17 protein-coding genes are annotated in these 19,904 nt (G+C 41.6%); 2 read left to right on the top strand and 15 right to left on the bottom strand.

The window, feature by feature from the left end; translation table 11 throughout:
* Positions 1-26: 26 nt before the first annotated feature.
* The 10 genes from V7D18_RS01075 to V7D18_RS01030 all read right to left on the bottom strand — a co-directional run bounded on the left by V7D18_RS01075 (position 27) and on the right by V7D18_RS01030 (position 13,434).
* Complete coding sequence (locus V7D18_RS01075) at positions 27-1,892, bottom strand: ABC transporter ATP-binding protein (protein WP_426150608.1); 1,866 nt, start codon at positions 1,890-1,892, stop codon at positions 27-29.
* Positions 1,889-3,649 (bottom strand): ABC transporter ATP-binding protein, encoded by a 1,761-nt coding sequence (locus tag V7D18_RS01070; RefSeq protein ID WP_426150606.1) that lies wholly within the window; start codon positions 3,647-3,649, stop codon positions 1,889-1,891. The genes V7D18_RS01075 and V7D18_RS01070 overlap by 4 nt, the downstream gene beginning before the upstream one ends.
* A gap of 88 nt (positions 3,650-3,737) precedes the next feature.
* Positions 3,738-4,166, bottom strand: coding sequence for a MarR family winged helix-turn-helix transcriptional regulator (locus V7D18_RS01065; RefSeq protein WP_426150603.1), 429 nt, complete (start codon positions 4,164-4,166; stop codon positions 3,738-3,740).
* Between the two features lie 88 nt (positions 4,167-4,254).
* Positions 4,255-5,220, bottom strand: a complete 966-nt coding sequence (locus tag V7D18_RS01060; RefSeq protein WP_426150601.1) for a hypothetical protein — start codon at positions 5,218-5,220, stop codon at positions 4,255-4,257.
* 42 nt (positions 5,221-5,262) lie between these two features.
* The gene (locus tag V7D18_RS01055) at positions 5,263-6,234 is read right to left on the bottom strand and encodes a CPBP family intramembrane glutamic endopeptidase (RefSeq protein WP_426150599.1); all 972 of its coding nucleotides are present in this window, start codon (positions 6,232-6,234) and stop codon (positions 5,263-5,265) included.
* 85 nt (positions 6,235-6,319) lie between these two features.
* Positions 6,320-7,642 (bottom strand): sensor histidine kinase, encoded by a 1,323-nt coding sequence (locus V7D18_RS01050; protein ID WP_426150597.1) that lies wholly within the window; start codon positions 7,640-7,642, stop codon positions 6,320-6,322.
* 12 nt (positions 7,643-7,654) lie between these two features.
* Entirely contained in the window at positions 7,655-8,362 is a 708-nt protein-coding gene (locus tag V7D18_RS01045; RefSeq protein WP_426150595.1) for a LytR/AlgR family response regulator transcription factor, read from the bottom strand.
* 6 nt (positions 8,363-8,368) lie between these two features.
* Positions 8,369-8,977 carry a hypothetical protein gene (locus V7D18_RS01040; protein WP_426150593.1) on the bottom strand — a complete coding sequence of 203 codons (609 nt, stop codon included), beginning with the start codon at positions 8,975-8,977 and terminating at the stop codon, positions 8,369-8,371.
* Positions 8,978-9,130: 153 nt separating this feature from the next.
* Entirely contained in the window at positions 9,131-11,953 is a 2,823-nt protein-coding gene (locus V7D18_RS01035) for a family 43 glycosylhydrolase (RefSeq protein ID WP_426150591.1), read from the bottom strand.
* A 26-nt stretch (positions 11,954-11,979) separates the two neighbouring features.
* Positions 11,980-13,434 (bottom strand): glycoside hydrolase family 43 protein, encoded by a 1,455-nt coding sequence (locus V7D18_RS01030; RefSeq protein WP_426150589.1) that lies wholly within the window; start codon positions 13,432-13,434, stop codon positions 11,980-11,982.
* A gap of 243 nt (positions 13,435-13,677) precedes the next feature.
* Here V7D18_RS01030 and V7D18_RS01025 point away from each other — a divergent pair, with 243 nt between their 5' ends.
* Positions 13,678-14,559, top strand: a complete 882-nt coding sequence (locus tag V7D18_RS01025; RefSeq protein WP_426150587.1) for an N-acetylmuramidase domain-containing protein — start codon at positions 13,678-13,680, stop codon at positions 14,557-14,559.
* A gap of 84 nt (positions 14,560-14,643) precedes the next feature.
* Here the strand turns inward: V7D18_RS01025 and V7D18_RS01020 are convergent, their stop codons facing one another.
* The 5 genes from V7D18_RS01020 to V7D18_RS01000 form a co-directional block, all read right to left on the bottom strand.
* Positions 14,644-15,303, bottom strand: a complete 660-nt coding sequence (locus V7D18_RS01020; protein ID WP_426150585.1) for a hypothetical protein — start codon at positions 15,301-15,303, stop codon at positions 14,644-14,646.
* Between the two features lie 86 nt (positions 15,304-15,389).
* A complete protein-coding gene (locus V7D18_RS01015; protein WP_426150583.1) occupies positions 15,390-16,139 on the bottom strand; it encodes an energy-coupling factor ABC transporter ATP-binding protein in 750 nt (249 codons plus the stop codon).
* A gap of 1 nt (position 16,140) precedes the next feature.
* On the bottom strand, positions 16,141-16,965 hold the full coding sequence (locus V7D18_RS01010) for an energy-coupling factor transporter transmembrane component T (RefSeq protein ID WP_426150581.1): 825 nt from the start codon (positions 16,963-16,965) through the stop codon (positions 16,141-16,143).
* The gene (gene cbiM / locus V7D18_RS01005; protein ID WP_426150578.1) at positions 16,958-17,959 is read right to left on the bottom strand and encodes a cobalt transporter CbiM; all 1,002 of its coding nucleotides are present in this window, start codon (positions 17,957-17,959) and stop codon (positions 16,958-16,960) included. Before cbiM ends, V7D18_RS01010 begins: the two co-directional genes overlap by 8 nt.
* A gap of 134 nt (positions 17,960-18,093) precedes the next feature.
* Positions 18,094-18,621: a nitroreductase family protein gene (locus V7D18_RS01000; protein WP_426150576.1), complete on the bottom strand. Its 528-nt coding sequence runs from the start codon at positions 18,619-18,621 to the stop codon at positions 18,094-18,096.
* Between the two features lie 201 nt (positions 18,622-18,822).
* Here V7D18_RS01000 and rsmH point away from each other — a divergent pair, with 201 nt between their 5' ends.
* Positions 18,823-19,872 carry a 16S rRNA (cytosine(1402)-N(4))-methyltransferase RsmH gene (rsmH, locus tag V7D18_RS00995; RefSeq protein ID WP_426150574.1) on the top strand — a complete coding sequence of 350 codons (1,050 nt, stop codon included), beginning with the start codon at positions 18,823-18,825 and terminating at the stop codon, positions 19,870-19,872.
* Positions 19,873-19,904 lie beyond the last annotated feature (32 nt).

Genomic DNA, 19,904 nt, shown 5'->3' with positions numbered 1-19,904 from the left:
GCCTCCATATTTACTATAATATTTTTCTAAGCTGCCTCAAACTGACTGTTATAAAGCTGTGCATAAAATCCGTTCTTCGAAAGCAGTTCCTCATGGTTTCCGCTTTCAATAATATCACCATCCTTCATAACCAGAATTAAATCTGCATTTTTTATGGTTGAAAGCCGGTGAGCGATTACAAAGGAAGTTCTTCCCTCCGTAAGCTGGTCCATGGCCTTCTGTACCATACGTTCTGTACGGGTATCAACGGAACTGGTTGCTTCATCAAGAATTAGCAAAGGTGCATTTTGTATCATCGCCCTTGCAATGGTGATCAGCTGCTTCTGCCCCTCTGAAAGACTGGCCTTATCATTTAATATTGTATCATAACCCTTGGGTAATGTCATAATAAAATGATGCAGACCTACCGTTTTGCAGGCATTTATCACATCTTCGTCTGTTACTCCCTGTTTGCTGTAAATAATATTTTCCCGTATAGTCCCTTCATAAATCCATGTATCCTGTAATACCATGCTAAACTGTGCATGGACATTCTCTCTTGGTACCTGGTCCACTGGTACCCCGTCGATCAGAATTTCTCCTCCATCCGTCTCGTAAAATCTCATGAGCAGATTGACCATGGTGGTCTTTCCCGCTCCCGTCGGTCCCACAATTGCCACCTTCTGTCCTGCATTTATTTTTGCAGAAAAATTATTAATTACCGGCTTATCCGGTGTGTAGCCAAATCTGACATTTTTAAATTCCACATCTCCATTTACATCCATGAAAGCTTTCTTTTTATCAGATTCATTCTCGAGTTCCGCTTCATCAAGGAATTCAAAAACACGTTCACCTGCTGCCGCAGTTCTTTGAAGATTATTCATCGCCTGGGCAATCTGGGATAATGGCTGTGTAAATAAACGAATATACATCATAAATGCCACAATCACACCAAAAGTGATTTTTCCTTCCATTGCAAGAGCTGCACCAACCGCACAGACTACCACGTAACCAAAGTTTCCGACAAAACTCATAAGAGGCATCATCAGTCCTGAAAGGAATTGTGATTTCCATGCACTGCGGTATAAGCTGCGGTTGCTGTTTTCAAAAGCGTCTTTTGCCTCCCTGCTGCCATTATAAACCTTTACAACATTGTGTCCTGTATAAACTTCCTCAATCAGACCATTGATATGACCTAATTCTGTCTGCTGCTGTTTAAAATATTTCTGTGATCCACTCATGATAATCATCATGAAACTGAACCCAATCACGCTGGAACCTACTGCAGTCAACGCCAGAATCCAGCTGTTATAAAACATCATGATCAAAGAGCCAAACAGCATTGTAACAGCAGTAATCAAGGTACCCACGCTTTGATTTAATGTCTGCCCGATGGCGTCCACATCATTGGTTACACGGCTTAGTACATCTCCAAAGCTTACAGAATCAAAATATTTTAAGGGCAGGCGGTTCATCTTCTTTGAGATATCAGTCCTCATCTTTTTTGATATTACCTGTGTGACAGTTGCCATAACCAGACTTTGTATATAGTTTAAAAGAAGAGAAACGGCGTAAAATGCGGCCAGCGTCCGGCCGATTCTTAAAACAGCGCTCATGTCAATCGATCCTGAAACAGGCGCTCCATTGACCATGGCAGGAAGCCCTTTCATGATCTCATTTGTCAAATCTTTCAGTTTATCCGGTCCGATAATCTGTAAAACGGTTCCAGCTGCTGCTGCAGCCAGAGCAAAGATAATAACAGGCAGATATTGTCTGCAATACGCCAAAAGCTTTGCCATTGTAGTATTAAAGTTTTTTGGTTTCTCCGTAACATTCCCCATAGAGCCTTTTCCCATAGGGCCTCCTGGCATCTGACCTGTATTGGAATTTTTCTTTCCTTGTTGATCACTCATGATATTAATTCCTCCTGACTAAGCTGTGACATTGCAATTTCCTTATATACACTGCAGGTCTGAAGCAGCTCCCTGTGAGTCCCCTTTCCAACTACCTTTCCTTCATCAAGTACAATAATCTGATCCGCATCCATAATTGTACCGATTCTCTGTGCGACAATCAGACTGGTCGCTCCCCGGGATTCTTTTTTAAGAGCAGATCTTAATACCCGGTCAGTTTTATAATCCAGTGCAGAAAAGCTGTCATCAAAAATATAAATCTCCGGTTTTCGGCAGACCGCCCGGGCGATGGCAAGACGCTGTTTCTGTCCTCCTGACACATTGGTGCCTCCCTGTGCAATCTCCGCTTCATATTGATTTTCCATCTTCTCCACAAATTCACTGCCCTGCGCAGTTTTTACCGCAGATTCAATTTCTTCCGGCAGTGGTTTTTTCCTTCCGCTATCACCAAATGCCACATTGCTGCTTACCGTTCCGCGGAACATCACTGCTTTCTGGGGCACATATCCGATCTTATTATGCAGCGCTTCCTGTGTATAGTCCTTTACATTCACACCATCCACCAGAATCTCGCCTTCCGTTACATCATAGAACCTTGGAATCAGGCTGATCAGCGTACTTTTTCCGCTTCCGGTTGAACCAATGAAAGCTACTGTCTCGCCCCTTCCTGCCGAAAAGCTGACATTTTCCAGAACACAGTCTGCAGCTCCCGGATATTGAAAGCTGACATTTTTAAATTCAACCGTCCCTTGCATATCCGTCTTACCATCTTTTTTATACCCGTCTATAATAGCCGGCTTTGTTTCCAGTACCTCATTAATACGTTTTGCAGATACAGACGCTCTGGGAAGCAGGATAAAAATCATCACCAGCATCATGAAGGACATGATGACCTGAACCGCATAAGAAGAAAATACCACCATGTTGGAAAATATAGTCAGGCGGTCCATGGCCTGGGCTGCGTTAATTAAATTAGCTCCAATCCAGTAAATAGCCAGAGACAAACCGCTCATTAACGCAGTCATCATGGGAAGCATGATCGCCATCCCCCGGTTGGTGTATAACTGGGTGGCAGTCAGTTCCAGATTTGCCTGATCAAACTTCTCTTCCTGGTAATGCTCTGCATTGTATGCCCTAACTACCCGTAAACCGGTTAAATTCTCTCTTGTAACCCTGTTTAAATTATCCGTAAGTGTCTGCATTTTTTTAAATTTGGGCATAATAAAAATCATAATTGTACCAATAACAGCCACCATGATTCCTACCGCAACACCCGTTGCCACTGTCCACTCATACCCTTTTCCTGCAATTTTTGTAATCGCCCATACCACCATGATCGGAGCCTTAATAAGCATCTGTAGCCCCATGGTAATGAGCATCTGCACCTGGGTAATATCATTGGTGGAGCGTGTGATTAAACTGTCTGTGGAAAAACGGTTGATTTCTTCCATGGAGAAAGAATCAACTTTAGAAAACAACAGGCTTCTGATTCTTTGCGAAAAAGAAGCTGCAATTCTTGCTGCAAAGAAACCAACCGCTGTCGCAGAGACCAGGCTCCCCAAAGCACAAATTAACATCTTTGCACCTGCAGCCCATATATCTGCCATGGCACTTCCCGGAATCTGTGTTAACTTCGTAATTTCTGACATATAGTCAGGAAGCTTTAAATCCAGCCAGACCTGAGCTACAATAAAAATCAGACTGGCAAATACCTGTACCCATTCTGCCAATTTCAAGCGCTTCAGTAATTTTATCATGTATTCCTCTCCTTTTTACTAACTTTGTTATATACTAATAGTATTAGATATTTTCGGTAAAATATGCAGCCGTTTTATCGGCCGCATATTATATAAACTCTTCCGGACTCCTGTCAGCAAGCTTCTTCATAATCCGGACCAGCTCCTTGGCATCCTCTTCTCCCAGATACTGAAGCATGTTTACAGTAATATTCATAATCATTTCATAATGCTTTTTAGCCTGTTCTCTTCCTGCTTCTGTTAAATCAATGAGAATCCTCCTGCGGTCCTCCGTATCAATCCTCCGGGTAATCAGGCCTTTTGCTTCCAGGCTGTTAAGTGCAGCAGCTATTCTGGCAGAGGTAATTCCCATTTCATTGCTGATTTCACTTGGGATAATACCGCCCTGACGCCTGGAGATATAAGAGAGCATAAAATTCTCACCGTGCATGGAGTCATGAATCTTCTTCTGCCCATTTTTATCGCGCATATGATGCATTACCTGCATATATTCACGGGCCAGGCTTGTATAATCCATCTTTTCACCTTCTTGTATTGATTATTTTAGCTAACACAGTTAACTATATACACTATTAGTGATCTTGTCAATACCTGTTGGCGATTTTTTATTTTTTATTCATAACATAATTGGTTACGGTTTTAATATCTTTATTGTTTCCGGAATCATTGATCTCCTGGCAAAGTTCATAATCCGTCATAAAGGTTCCATCTTCCTGCTGAAAGCAGACATTTGCAATCGGCAATCCGGAAGCCCCGTCGTACTGGTCTGAAACGATTATAATAATATCCTTTAAACCGTCTTTATTTAAATCTTTAAATGAAACAGCCTCTACATCTACGTTGTAAGGAAAGCCTGTATTAAACTCATAAAAAATAGCTCCATCCTCATCGGTCAGATAAAACACTGCAGGTATATGACTGCCAGCGGTCAATTTTCCTGAAACAAACTTCACTTTCCCCCATGAATCCAGATCCACCATAAAAGACTGATCTTCTATGGGTTCAAATCCTTCTATACGTTTCAGATTATCCGGAGCAAATTCAAAGGTTCCTTCCGGAATCGTCATGATGTTATCTTCTGATTTCTCAGTAATTGTAACTGCAGCTTCAAGAATTCCGGGAGATTTAAATGTAAGCCTGACTGTTCCTTTATTTCCTCTGGAATCATCCACAAGCTCACACTGTGCCGTGTTTCCATCTACTGTTCCCTCAAATCCGGATCTGTCTATATTATAAGCAGGTCCGCTGCCTACCGCTGAAATGTCACCCTTAATTTTACCATCCTCAACACTGGAAATAACTAAGGATAAACCTCCGTTTTCAGGAAAATCGGTGTCTGTGCTTCTGATCCAGTTCTTTTTTAAGTATCGGCTGTAATCTGGTTTACTCTCTGTCTCTGCAGCAGCCTGGGAGTTACCTTCCTGAGAAGACTGTATTGTAATCGTATTCTCCTGCGAAGCGCTGGCGGATGTGTTTTCTGTTTCCTGTAAGCGGACCGATGGTGCCGTTTTTGTACAGCCTGCTGTCAGGCATGTTACTGTAATTAAAGTAATTAAAAGTTTTTTATTCATAATACCTCCATATCAGTCACACTTCATCTTACGGATGAAATTTTAATTTAGCTTTTCTATTCCGGATATACCCTGGAATAATTGAAAGGCAATAAAGATCAGCAGCCATATGGAAGAAAATGTCACTCCCAGTAACCCTCTGTCAATCTTTATCCCTTTCATTTTCTCTCTTATCTCCGTTTTCTTCATCAGCATCAGAACCACTGTTCCTGCCAGAAACGCGCCTTCTATCCCATAAAGTACCATTGACTGCAGGGATTCATTCATGCCGGAAAGCAGACGGGTAAGTAAATCACCAAATACAAAATTATTAATAATATGTAGCAAAACAGCCCATTTTATGGAATATTTCATAGCTGTATATCCCAGTACCAGACCAACCAGTCCTGCAAAGATACTCTGAATCAGATTTCCGTGGAATAACCCAAAGATCACAGCGGACATCACCACCGCATAGCGCGCTCCGTATTTTTCAAACCCTCTCATAACAAATCCGCGGAAAATAATTTCTTCTGAAACAGGACCAATAAATGAAGCGTACAATAACATAGATACTGTACTGCTGTTACTGGAAGCATCTTCAATCTCTCCCAGAATGCTATAACCAAATTGGTTAAAACCAAGTTCCATGCCTCCGCCTAATATACTGAAAGCAGCCTGCGCGGACATAAAAACGGTCAGCAGAATCAGAAATGAAAGCCCGGTCATTTTTTCTCCAGTGTAAAAGATCAGCTTCCGGCAGTCACTTTTCCGAAAATAAACGAATAAAAAAATCAAACCCAGAAATACCGAAATAATACTGGAAGTTCCACTCCTAACGGCCTTATCAAGAACCTTATCAACATTAAAATCAACGTTGCGGGAATATATGATAATCTTAAGAGTAACATCAGTGATTATTGTAACAAACATGATCAGTTCATATATAAGCACACCCCGGACCAGTTTTCCCGTATTCTTTCTGATTTCTTTTTTGTTCCACTGTTTTACGTTTGTTTGGGAATCATAACTCATTACTTTTGTCTCCTTTGCCAGATTTCATATTTCATTATAGCTCCGGATCCCTTCCCATAGTAAATTTTGTTGCGAAATGTTTCTGTCATGTTGTGTTGTGCACGAATAAAAGAATCTCCAGGACAAAATACTGCAGATCCCCCTCATTTTCCAATCGATACTCCATGTGTCCTTTATATTTTTCCACAGCCATTCTTATATTTCCAAGACCAAACCCATGATTGATACAATCCCCTTTTGTTGTAACAGATATTAATGCTGGTCCTCTGCGCTTCACCTGATTTCGGAACATAATCCATTGCATTTCTCCCTGTCTCTTAAACTGGATTTCCAACATCTTATCCGATATAAGACTGTCCCTTAATGCCTCTATTCCATTGTCTGCAGCATTGGAAAAAATGGTGCAAAGATCAATGGGATCCACAGGCAGATACCCCAGTTTTCCATCTATTGATATGGATATCTGATCCTTCAAAGCGTTGGACAGCTTTTCATTTATAATAGCATCAACAATATCATTCCCGGTATAAAGCTCTTTATTTATGTTCTGTATCTGTGTATTTAAATCCATCAGATAATTGCCGGTTTCCTCATATCTGCCCTGCAGAATCAGATTATGGAGGCAGCTGATATGATTTTTCATGTCATGATACACTCTTCTTGTTTCTCTCTGAGTCTCCTGATATGTTTTAAAATGCTCCAGCTGGACTTTTAAATAATGCTCATTTAAAACAGCGGCCTGCTGAAAATAGACTTTTCCATTTCCCTGTATTACCATTGCAATGATTGATGCTTCTAAAAAAGCAATGATGAAAATACCGGAGCCTGCAAAGCACCTGGCGTAAAAGGATGTAATTTTAAAATCATCCACACATACGAGAAGCATGGTAAAAATGAAAAGGAAAAAACCGGTCATGTTAATCAGAGTTCTTTCCCAGTTAGAAAGAGTTCTGTTCATGAGCAGTTCATCAAGACGATTTTTCACTTTCCAGAAAAATAAATAAAAACCAATCCAGAATATAACATCATAAATCCACAGCCATGCAGTTGAGTGGTCAATTATGGAATTCATGGATTCAGAAAAAAGAAACAGCAGAGAGACAGGAATGATTACAAAAGAAAATATCATTCCTGCTATGGGTATTACGATAAACAGACCCCTGATTTTTTTAGACTTTCTTGTAAGAAAAATCAGTGCACTAAAAAACGCAAAAGACAACGCAATCTGAACCAGACCCTCTTTATCATAAAAGCAGAGTAAAATTTCAAATAAAAGGAAGAGTACCAGATAGACACACCATAAACGCAAATGCCCAAAAAATCGTTCAAAATAGATATATTTTCCGATTAATATCATTAACAGTAATAATTCTGTGCACCCCATTATCATATATACTTTTTCAAACATAACTCACCTGTCTTATCCTGATATACGTAAATAATTTAATACCGATGCTTTTAATTCATCCCTCTTTCCTCTGCTTACAGGTATTTCATGGCTGTTTTTCATGATAATTTTCCTGCCGTCAAAAGAACTTACATACCCCAGATTGATCAGATAGCTTCTATGAGGTTTAAAAAATAAATTCTTTGGCATCTGCATCTCCATATCACTTAGTTTTTTACGGATCAGATACCTTGCCTGATCTGTAAAAACATGTATATATACATTTTCACTTTGTACATACTGAATATCTGTCCAGCTGGCCAGAATGGTATTTTCTCCGTCCTGCAGAGGGATTCTGCCATTTTGTACCCATAATCTGTTATAATCATTCAGTGCTTTTACCAGTTTCTCCATCTTAAGCGGCTTTTCCAGGAAACGGAACGCATCCACTTCATACCCCTCCGCAGCCAATTCCCTGTGACTGGTTAAGAAAATTACCGGAACAGACTGATTTATATCCCGGATCAGCCTTGAAGTCTCTATTCCATTAATTCCAGGCATTTCAATGTCCATAAAAATCAGCTGATATTCATATGGATGTTCTCTGAACTTTTCTAAAAAACTGATTCCGGAAGAAAATACTTCTATTTCAACCTCTGACATACCATAGTACGATTCCAGCTTCTCCCGTAAAAACGACTGGAAATGTACCTCATCATCACAAATCGCTGCTTTCACCATATCACCTTACTCTTCCGGCTCCCGCAGAAGCACCATTCCACCCTTTCGTTTATATCCGGTCTCCCAAAGCTCATAAAAGGAAAGCCATCTGAAACCGCCGTAGGTTGCAATTTTTACATAAAATTCATTTTCAAATTCTTCATATCCCACCAGCATAAACCAATGCCAGACCAGATCCTTAAAGTTCACATTTTTATGGCGGAGCTGCAGAAAGGGAATGGGAATTCCCTGGTCAATCTGATTTTTAACCTTACACACCGCTTCCTCTGCAGGAGTATCACCAGGACAGCCTGACAGCTGTATTCCCCGCTCATTCACATATTCTAAATACTGGTAAAAACCATCCATAAACACTTCCAGCGTATCAATCCCCCCGAAACGTGGTCTCAGATACGGCTTCATGGTACTGGAAAATCTGATATAAGCTTCTTTGTCAAGACTTTGGATATCAAATGGATACAGATGAGTTTTGCTGTGATGGAACGCCAGATTAATGCAGACATCACATGCAGCTGCAGCCCCGCAGCCGCCTAAATGCATCATCGGATCCCGGAACCAGTCCTGATTTCCCCCAAAGGAATCTCCAATACTGAAATAGGGTAATTCTTTCTTCATCTTTCTCCTCTTTCTTTTTTAATATAAGCGTATTATAATACCAGTTTCCGGTCCCGTAAATAAAAAACGAAATACTTAAGAAATAAGACATTGAAACAGGGCACCCTGACTGAACGTCAAAGCACCCTGCCTCATTGATTTAATTACGTTTTATCAGCTTAAACCGCTAACAAAGGTTGTTACACTTCTGGCCGGAAGCTGAGCTGTGAAGGAGTTTCCGGATACGCGGTAACCAGAACCTGCTGCAAGGTTTCTGCTTCCGTCTGTGATCCAGGAAGATACCGAGCCTCCCGTTCCATTCTGGAATGTAAATTTCTGACTGACTGCAGATGTGTTCTTATTGATTGCCACAATAACTGCCTTATTATCTCCTTTATATGCGGAAACATAAACACCATTTGCCGGATTCTGGGTAGCATCCACCCTGACATATCCCGGTCTTACAAATTTGGAGAAATGAGCCATGTTATAACCTCGTTTGCTGATCGTTCCATCCTCCTTCATCGGACCGTACTGCCTGCGGATATACCACCATACGTAGGTCTGGAAATCGCCTAATACCATGGCATTGTGAATATGATAGGATACCTCAAGTGCCTCCGGCCATAAATCTGCGGAATTATTATTGCTGTTTGGATAATATACTTCCGTCATCCAAAGTTCCTTATTCGCTCCCTTCTGTTTGAAAAGAGGATAAGAAAAGCCGCTTTCCGGTGTACCATAAAGATGTGCTCCCAGAATATCCATATTGGCAAGTGCCTTTGAATCATTTAATATAGGATCTGACATATTTTTCATATAAGAAAATGACTCCGGTGCAATAACTCTGCAGTTGATGGATCCTGCGTAATTTTTCATGAAGTTGAGCATCTCAGACGGAGTCCACCAGGTCCAGGTATGTGCATAATCAGGCTCATTCTGAACGGATATGGCATACAGCTCCACCCCATTATTTTTCATAAAAGAAACGAAATCATTGAGATGCTGTGCATAAGCAGCGTACTTATCATATCTCAGCCTCTTCTGCCCTGCTACACCATCGCGGGTGAATGTCTCTGTCATATCACTTGGAGGGTTCCATGGAGAGGCAAACAGTATGGCTCCTTTTTCCTTTGCCTTTTTTGCAGTCGCCAGTTCCCTGCTCCAGTTGTTCTTATTTTCGTCAATATAAATTCTTAAAACAGTGAATCCCAGCTGATTATTTCCGTTTCCAAAAGCAGTCTCTCTCTGGGCTGCCGTTAAATCTCCGATCCAGGCAGGATGATTGATTCCGCCAAAGCCCCGGATCAGCTGCTTTTGTGCTGCCAGATTAATGGCTGCATCGCCGCCTGACGCAGATACCGCCATGCTTGTTTCCAGCATATCTTCCGTAACTGATGCATCCGGCATACCTGCTGCTTTTCTTTTTGAGGAGGTGAAACGAAACCAGTTGACATCAACGTATCCGCCGGCAGAAGCTGTATTAAAGTTATAAATACCAAACTTATCTCCCTGGAAGAAACCAAGGTCAAACGGCATATTAAGCTGTCCCCCAAGCTGGGTAAATGTAATATTATCAGTACTGTAGGAAAAGACTGCCTTATCCGTAAGGAGGTTTGCATCGGCCCGTAAATAAACAATATTACCGCGGAGAACAGGGCCATTGGTAATAACCCCCTGAGCATCTTCTTTCGCATTAATATTTGCCACAATCTTTTTCACGCCTGCGGACTTAACCACACCAATGGACCCGTAGGGAATATTTAACAGGCAAAGTCCTGCCTGATCCCCGTCTGCCATATTGGCAGTATCCAGCTCAATGGTTCCCTGGCAGTCAGGTCCCTGAACTCTCTGGGTAAGGGTATTGGTTGCCCTCCATAAGTTATTGGCCTGTTTTGCCCGAAGCCGTAAATATCCAGGCCGTTCGCTTAGTGACCATTTGCTGTTGTCCGGATAATGATTCCACTGCCACTGCACACCCAGAACAGCGGAGTTAAAATCATCGCTGTCAGGAATGGCCTGTGCCGGATAAGAAGCCCCCACATCTGGCTTTCTGTATGTAATGGGAACATTACCCATGGGGTAGCTCTTACCTGCGATTGTTACATTTTTAATCGTGGATGGATCACCAATTACCGGCCAGTCATTCTGCCACTGCATTGGTACCAGAATATCACGGCGTCCCAGGCCGTTTCCATCCTGAAACACATAGAACCACCACTCCCCGGTTGGGGTGTCAATCGGACCTCCCTGATGAATCTGGCTTCCGCCAGGTATTCTCGGCCCGTTTAAAAGAATTCTCATTTCATATGGACCATAAATATTTCTGGACCTAAGACAATAAGTATAGGATTCCGGCGGTGTGGAGTTCCGGAAAATATAATAATATCCGTTCTTTTTTATCACATGGGTTCCTTCCACCAGATACTTACCGGTGACTCCTTCAATACGGGTGGATACTCTGCTGTTCACCACAGACCTATAATCCCCGCTGAGCTTACTGATTTTCACATCATTTGGTTCTGAAATGATATATCCGGTTCCGTCATCATCAAGAAACAGCGCCGGGTCATGAAATCCCTGGTTAAATACTGTTTTCGTATAAGGCCCGGCCGGATTGGTGGCGGTGCACAGAATAAATTTACCCTGTGCCTGATAAATCCCCACATAATAAACACCATTTCGGTAAGCAATGGTAGGTGCCCAGCATCCATGTCCATAATCCTCAAAACTGTTTGTCAGAGTATAGGATTTTCCCGTTCCGTTTAAATCTGCTGTGACGTATCCGATTATCTCCCAGTTTACCAGATCCCTTGAATGCATAATCGGTATGGAGGGAAAGGATACAAACGTGGAGCTGACCATATAAAAGTCTTTTCCAACCCGGATAGCTGCAATATCAGGATAATCCGCATTTAAAATCGGATTGGTATAGGTACCGTTCCCATTATCAGACTGCCAGGCTGATTTCATTTCTTCATTCATTATATTGTCCATAATAAATCTCCTTTTTCCTGGTCAGTTTAAGAAAACTGCCAATAGTCAAAATTAAATAAGTTTCCGCTTCCATTTCCGGTAAATGCAAAGAACAGCTTATGTACACCTTTGGCTCCATTAATGGTTGTTTCTACTTCTCTCCAATTCTGCATTCCGCCGGTATTTGGTACATTAAGCGTTCCCACCAGCGTTCCGCTTTCATTGTCAAGGCGTACTTCGATCCTGCCCCCTGAAGTTGAAGCAACGTTGGCCTTAAATCGTTTGGCACCTGTGGAACCAAAATCCGCATTTCCTACAGCGATCCAGTCTCCGTTCTGAATTCCTGTTACATTCTGATTGTATACAGGTCCTCCGGAAGCATTGCTCTTCTCTGTTAAGATTCTGCCGTTCCAGCCCATAGTTTCTGCCTCAACCCGCTTATAAGGATTTAAATTGGAAAGCTGGCCTACCCCTGCGTAGTTTGCTGCAACCTCGCGAATACTTCCGTCGCTGTTGTGGAACAACTGGTTAATGTGAGGAGATCGGTAACCTTTACCGGAACCATATAAAGCCAGACTCACGGTCTGCGTATGATAAACCACATACCACTGGTTCTTAAACTGGAAAACACAATGATGGTTATTGCCTCCGCCTCCGAAAAAGCTGCCCGGATTTTTTAAGAAATGACCTTTGTAGGTAAATGGTCCCATAGGACTATTGCTGGTCATATATCCGATTTCTCCGGGAGGGACACTTCCTGGATGAGAGCCGGAAAAGTTAATGCAGTACGAATAGTAATAAACTCCGTTATACTTATGGATTCCTGAATCTTCAAACATGAAGGGGGCGTCAATGGTAGAAGCGCTTCCCACAATACTGATCATATCCTGGCCAAGCCGAAGCACTCTGGCAGTCTTTGGATTTGCCCACTGGGATTGTGACGGATTCTGGCCTCCCGGAACTCCGCCGCCGCAGTATAAATAGCCGGTTCCGTCACTGTCAACAAATACAGCCGGATCGAAGAGCCATACCACACCGGCAACACCAGGCGTACTGCCTGTTACCAGCGCTCTGCCCAGGGGATCACTCCACGGTCCGATTGGGCTGTCAGCCGTCAGCACGCCAATACCGTTTCCGCCGTTGGCAAAATAAAGGAAAAATTTGTCCTTACCATTGATGTTTTTCACTGCGGCCGCTGGTGCCCAGGAACCGCCTGCCCATTTTGCAATTCCCTGTCCTCCGTTAGCTCCGTTTGCACCTGCAACCGGAATAGCACCATGATCGGTCCAGTTTACCATATCTTCTGAAGATATAACAAAGACACTCTTTAAATTAGCAAAACTATTTTCTTTGATTGAGCCATCTGGATTGTACTCGTAATTATCGCTGGACATATAGATGTATACTCTTCCGTTATAAGTCAGAGCAAATGGATCTGCTCCTAAGTGGTGATCGATCAGAGGGTTGGAATTACCTACTGATTTTGCAATTGTTTTATTCATTTCTTATTACCTCCTGGAATTTTTAAATTTCAAATGGCTCCCCTTAGCCGGCATAGACGGAGAAACAGTTGATCTGCAAATCTACCTGATAAAAAGAATAGGAGGAGGGATTTGTAAACCAAAAAATAATTTATTTATCAGCTATCATTTAATAAACGGTTCAAGTTTACAAATATGCCTTGATTTTTCTTTTTTATCATTGAATTTGCAAATTCAACAAAAAAATAAAAAGGAGATAATATTATGGCAGATTATGATAACTCTAGATACACATACGCTCAGGTACTTGCAGGTACCGGATACTATATGATAGATGACAAGCTTCGATACAGTGCCGGAGTAAAGACCATGCAGGGAAAATTAAATACGGCAGGACACAACTGCGGTACTCCTGATGGTAAATTTGGTAATAATACCGATACTGCAGTAAGAGGTTTTCAGAGATCCAAAAGTCTCACCATAGACGGTAAGGCTGGGAAAGCCACGCTTACTGCTCTTGATAAAGCAGGCTCTGGCGGCAGCGCCAGTACTGCTGCCAAAAATTTAAAAAAGAAATTTGGATCTATCATCTCTTCCTTCGCTTCAAAACACTCAATTGGCGAAGATGTGTTAGGTGGCTTTATCCTCACCGAATCTTCTGGATCAGGTTTTTCCGGCGGAAAGCTGTTAATCCGTTTTGAAAACCATATCTTCTTAAAGAATGTTCCAAGTGCCTCCAAGACCTTCAAGGTTGAGAATAAAGTACATTATTATTACAAAAACGGAAAATGGAACAAGACACACACAGGGAAGCAGTCCAGTGAATATGAGGCATTTAATCTGGCAATTGGAATTGATGAATATTACGCTTACTATTCCGTCAGTATGGGACTTCCCCAGATTATGGGCTTTAATTTTAAGGTTACAGGTTATGACTCACCAAAGGCTATGTTTAATGACTTTGGCGTCAGTGAAGACAACCAGATGAAAGGGTTTTGCACCTTTATTGCAAACTACAGCAATGGTTCATTATTAAAAGCCTGCCAGTCACGGGATTTCACTAAGATGGGAGCAATCTACAACGGAGATGGCGCCACCTACGGTCCTAAGCTCAAGAGTAACGCAGCCGATTACGCAAATGCCTGACCCCTTGAATTTATAAACAAGCGCCCCAAGTGTCCTTGAACACCTGGGGCGCTTGTTTAAAGAAAGTCAGAAAACAATCAGCAGTTATTTATTTTTCAGATACTCATAAATATGATCCATACTCATATCTTTTTCCTCAATATGATCATTTACATCATCTGTCATGTCCTTTGCCAGAATAAAGCCCTTATTCTCCGCCAGGAATATCCTGGCTTTGGGGCGGGGTTCCATCCCCTGGGGACCGGCACCGGTCATGTAGTTAATAATAACGATTACATCCTTTAATTTATCGCCATTTACATCCCGAAATGCCACAGATTCTACGCTGTCAAAAAGCCCGGCATATTGATCCGTTTTATTATTTTCTCCATAATACGGGAATGAGTAAACCACCTTATTATCTTTTACCAGGTAAAAGGAGACGTCTTCAAAATCTGAACCAGCTCCGGGGTCATAGGATACAAACCTCACATCTCCCCAGTCACTCAGCTCAGCCTGAAAGGACTGATCCTGTATGATTCGATTTTCGTCCAGAGATATATTTAAACCGGAAGATCCCCCATCCTCGGGTGAAGCGGATTCTGTCTGTCCGCTTTTTGAGTCACTTACTGCTTCATTATTAATCTCGATCCCGCTGGAGGTTTCTGTCTCCTTAGGGATGTTCTCAGCCTCTGGCTTCTGGCAGCCCGCTGCAAAACATAATGTCAGTATTGCTGCTGCAAATAAAATCACCTTTCTTTTCATGCTCTGTCCCCTTATTTCTAATTTAATCTCATACTTTATTATATATTTAACCGAAATACTTATCAAGTCTCTATATTGCTGTTTTCTCATACATGGTAATGATAGGACTGGTCCACAAGATTTACCCTTTTTAACAGTTCTTCATCCTTTAACAGTTCTTCTGTCAGCCTGTCTGATACAATTGAATGGGATTCATCAAAGAGAATGGATCTTTCGGATATTTCATGAACAAGCTCAAGATTATGAGTGGAGGTAATCAATGTCTTTCCTGCTTTGTTCAGTTTATTTAAAAAATCCACCAGCCATCTCTGTGTCTTGGGATCAAGCCCGTTCATTGGTTCATCAAGCACCAAAACCTCGGGATTTAAAGACATCACACATGCGATCGCAACTTTGCGTTTTTCACCGCCACTTAAATGATATGGAATTCTGTTACTGAATTCCTGTATGCCCAGCATAGCAAGACAGTCATTTACCCGGCTCTCCACTTCTGATTCCGTATACCCCATCTGTCTTGGGCCGAAAGCCACTTCATCATAGACACTGGAACAAAACAGCTGTGTATCGGAATTCTGAAATACGAATCCAATTCTTTGATGGAGGAGTTTGGAAAATTTTGAATCCTGCAGCTTTTTATGGGTAACTTCTTCTCCATGAAACCGGTAGCTCCCTCTGTCCGGTGAAATAATTCCATTCATCAGCTTTAACAGAGTTGACTTACCACATCCATTCGCCCCCATTAATGCGATTGCTTCACCTGCTTTAATGGTGAGATTAATGTGATTTAATGCAATCATATCCGAATAAGAAAAGCAGATATCGTTCAGTTCAATCATCTTACATCCTTCCGAAGTAAATAAACAGAATGAAAAAGCCAATATTTATCCCAATATAAAAATAATCCAGCCATTTTAACTCTGATTTATTATTAATGTGATACTCTCCTGTAAATCCTCTGCATTCCATGGCATGGTACATTTCTTCAGCCAGCTCTTTTGACTGAAGAAACACAGATCCTGCAATACCTGCCATTGACGAATACTTGCTGCGGTTTTTCCCAACAGACCGAAGCTTTAATGCGTAAAACATGTTTAACGACAATTCACCCAGCAAATAAATATATTTTATCGTGATATCCAGAATAAAGATAAAAATATCAGGCATAGAAAATTTTTTCAGCGCTTGTGTAAGCGCACTCCATTTTGCAGAGTGGGTAAGCAGGCCCATTGCAGTGATTGTCGCAAATACCTTTGTGGTAATCATGATGCTGCTGTAAGTATTACCTGAAATAAATGCCGGCAGCATAATCACAGCAGTGCACAGGGTAACACCTGTACTCATCTTTAAAATTCTTACCATCCGTTCTGAATCTGTCATACTTAAAACCGCCAGCAGCCAGACATTAACAATAATAACAAAGATAAAGCTTCTTGTGAGTGAAACCAGTATGATAAGAAGAAATGTACCAAAAACATGAAGGGGTACGTGAATTGGTGATCTGGTTAACCTTTGTGAATCCTGCTTCTTTATTCTTGAAATTACCTTAAATACAGACAGGATACTTTTGTTGACAAAAGTATCCTTATCGGCTAACGGTATATAGTTCTCATTTATTAAAAGCCATTCCGGCAGATCCGCCGGTTTATTTTCTGTACTATCCAACGTTGTTTCCAGCCTTGTCTTTTTTCAGATTGCTGAGTATCTTAAATAAAATGATCATGATTGCCACCCCTGCAACTGCTGATAATAAATATCCTGCTACTTCGGGAAGTCCGCTTACTGCATAATCCGGCATGGCAGCATTAAAATGAATGCCTTCCTTCATACCGTGAGGAACAAATCCCAATGCATTCCCCCCTGATACTACCTCCTTAATTTCATCTGCTCCCCACTCTCCCCATGCGGTGCCTGTCGCCAGAAGACCAAGGGGCGTAAAGCAGATAAGCCCGGCTGCCAGGCCGTATATGGCTTTCGTTTTCTCCCTGCCACCCTTATAAAATGTACCCGGAGATACCTTTTTTATGTAAATTACAATTGCAGCCGTAAAAACTGCTTCCACAATTCCTGCAACCAGCAAATGGGGAATCAGCATGGCAGGTATGGAGACAGAAAGGGGGTAAGGACAATAAAGTGCCTGCCCTGCACCATCTTTAAATAAGAGCGGCTGAATTCCAAATTCTATGGCAGCACATAATGCAGCTACATTAATCCCGGCATAGGACCCCAAAATCATGCCCAGGTATTCTCCTTTTTCCGACCTTACATGATCTTTAATCAGTTTATAAATATAATATCCAAAAAAAGGTAAGATAAATGCCATATTGAAGCAATTCGCCCCAAAGGCAAGAACACCGCCATCGCCAAATAACAGTGCCTGAATAAAAAGTGCAACCGTAACACTGATGCAGGCAGCATAAGGTCCCATTAAAATTGCCAGAAGCGTTCCACCCACAGCATGGCCTGTCGTTCCTCCGGGAAGCGGAACATTAAACATCATAAGAAGAAATGAAAACGCCGCCCCTACACCGAGCAGGGGTATCTTTACTTTGGGAATCTCTTCTTTCACCTTCCTGACTGCCTTTGTCCAAACAGGAACCATAGCAGCTCCCATAACAGCACATGTTGACGGGCTTAAATAATTGTCTGGAATATGCATTTTCTTACCAGCCTTTCATAATTTTACTTTCTGTTAAGTACAATTATAAAACGTAATTATTAATCAGCAAGCCCCGGTGGAGGATATTATTTTTGTTTTTTTATGTAGTTAATGTTCTGTTCTCAAATATCCGGTCAATGATAAAATTTGTTAAAATGCAACTTCTGACTTTGCAGCATATCTTCCTCATAAGGTTTCTTTTCCTCAGCAGGATAGCCGATAGCAATCAGACATTCAACACTGTACTGCCCGGGTATTCCAAGCACTTTCCTGATGTAATCCCCCGCTGTTTCCTCTTCTGTATAGTATCTTTCCCTTATTTGAATCCAGCACGAACCAAGTCCCAGATCCTGGGCTGCTAACTGAATGATTGTCGAAGCGATGGAAGTATCTTCAATCCAGACATCACTTAACGTGTGATCCGCGATTACTGCAACCGCCAGAGGTGCTCCTGCCAAAAAATGAGAACCTGTACCTTTGCTTAGCGAGAGCTGTTTGATTATCTCCCCATTGGTAATAGTTATGAACTCCCATGGCCGTATGGAACGGGATGATGGTGAAAGCAAAGCACTTTTAAGTATTTTATCAATCTTGTCCTGTTCAATCTCTCTGTTTTGAAACTTTCTAATACTTCTTCTCGACTTTAAAATATCAAATAACATAAATTCCCTCCGATTACTTCTATTTAATAAGTATATTATATCTCTAAATAGAATAAATACAATCTTACCTCTGTACCTGATCATGTTTATATTTCGGGCAGTGTCCTATTATTCTAATATACATTTGCCATAATGGCATGCATTTGATATCATGTAAGCAGATGCATTTATTAAAAGGATATTTAAAGAGGTGGAATAAAAATGGATAATCAGGAACAGAAACATCAGCGTCGCCCCAGATACAAAGGAACTCACCCAAAAGCGTTTAAAGATAAATATAAAGAACTGAATCCGGAATTATATTCTGATACTGTTACAAAAGTAATTCAAAAGGGCAATACTCCTGCCGGAATGCATCGCTCTATCTGCGTAAAAGAAATTTTGGAAATATTACAGATCCAACCCGGACAAACCGGATTAGATGCGACATTAGGCTACGGCGGTCATACTTTAGAGATGCTTAAATGTCTCAATTCGAAAGGGCACTTATATGCGACAGATGTAGATCCCATCGAACTTCCCAGGACACGGGAGCGTTTAGAGCACCTGGGTTATGGTCCGGAGATCCTGACAATCAGGCAAACCAATTTTTCCAATATTGATGAGATTATTTCGGAATCAGGTCCCCTTGATTTTATTCTGGCAGATTTAGGTGTTTCCTCCATGCAGATAGATAACCCGGAAAGAGGCTTTTCATTTAAGACGGAGGGGCCGCTCGATTTACGGCTGAATCCGTCAAAAGGTATCTCTGCGGCAGAACGTTTAAAAACTATTTCTCAAACAGAACTATGCGGCATGTTATTGGAAAATGCGGACGAGCCCCATTCCGAAGAAATCGCACGTGCGGTAGTTTCAGCAATAAAAAAAGGCGAAGAAATTACAACAACCAGCCAGCTCCAGCAGATTATCAAAGATACTCTGAAATTTATTCCGGAAAAAGACAGAGATAACGAAATCAAAAAATCATGCCAACGATGCTTTCAGGCACTTCGAATCGATGTAAATAATGAGTTTGAAGTATTATATGACTTTTTGGAAAAGCTTCCTGCTGCTCTGGCTGAAGGGGGACGTGTGGCGATTCTTACCTTTCATTCAGGAGAAGACCGTCTGGTGAAAAAATCATTTAAACAGCTCTATCGCAGCGGTGTTTATAAAGAAATTGCACCCGATGCAATCAGACCTTCCGCAGAAGAATGCAATTCCAACGGGCGTGCCAGATGCGCAAAATTACGCTGGGCTATAAAATCATAGCATGAACAAATGAGAAAAAAGCTGCTGCAATT

This window comes from Lacrimispora sp. 38-1, from assembly GCF_049890855.1.
Lineage (GTDB): Bacteria > Bacillota > Clostridia > Lachnospirales > Lachnospiraceae > Lacrimispora.
The sequence above is the reverse complement of the archived record's forward strand: the minus strand, read 5'-3'. Positions and strand labels throughout refer to the sequence as shown.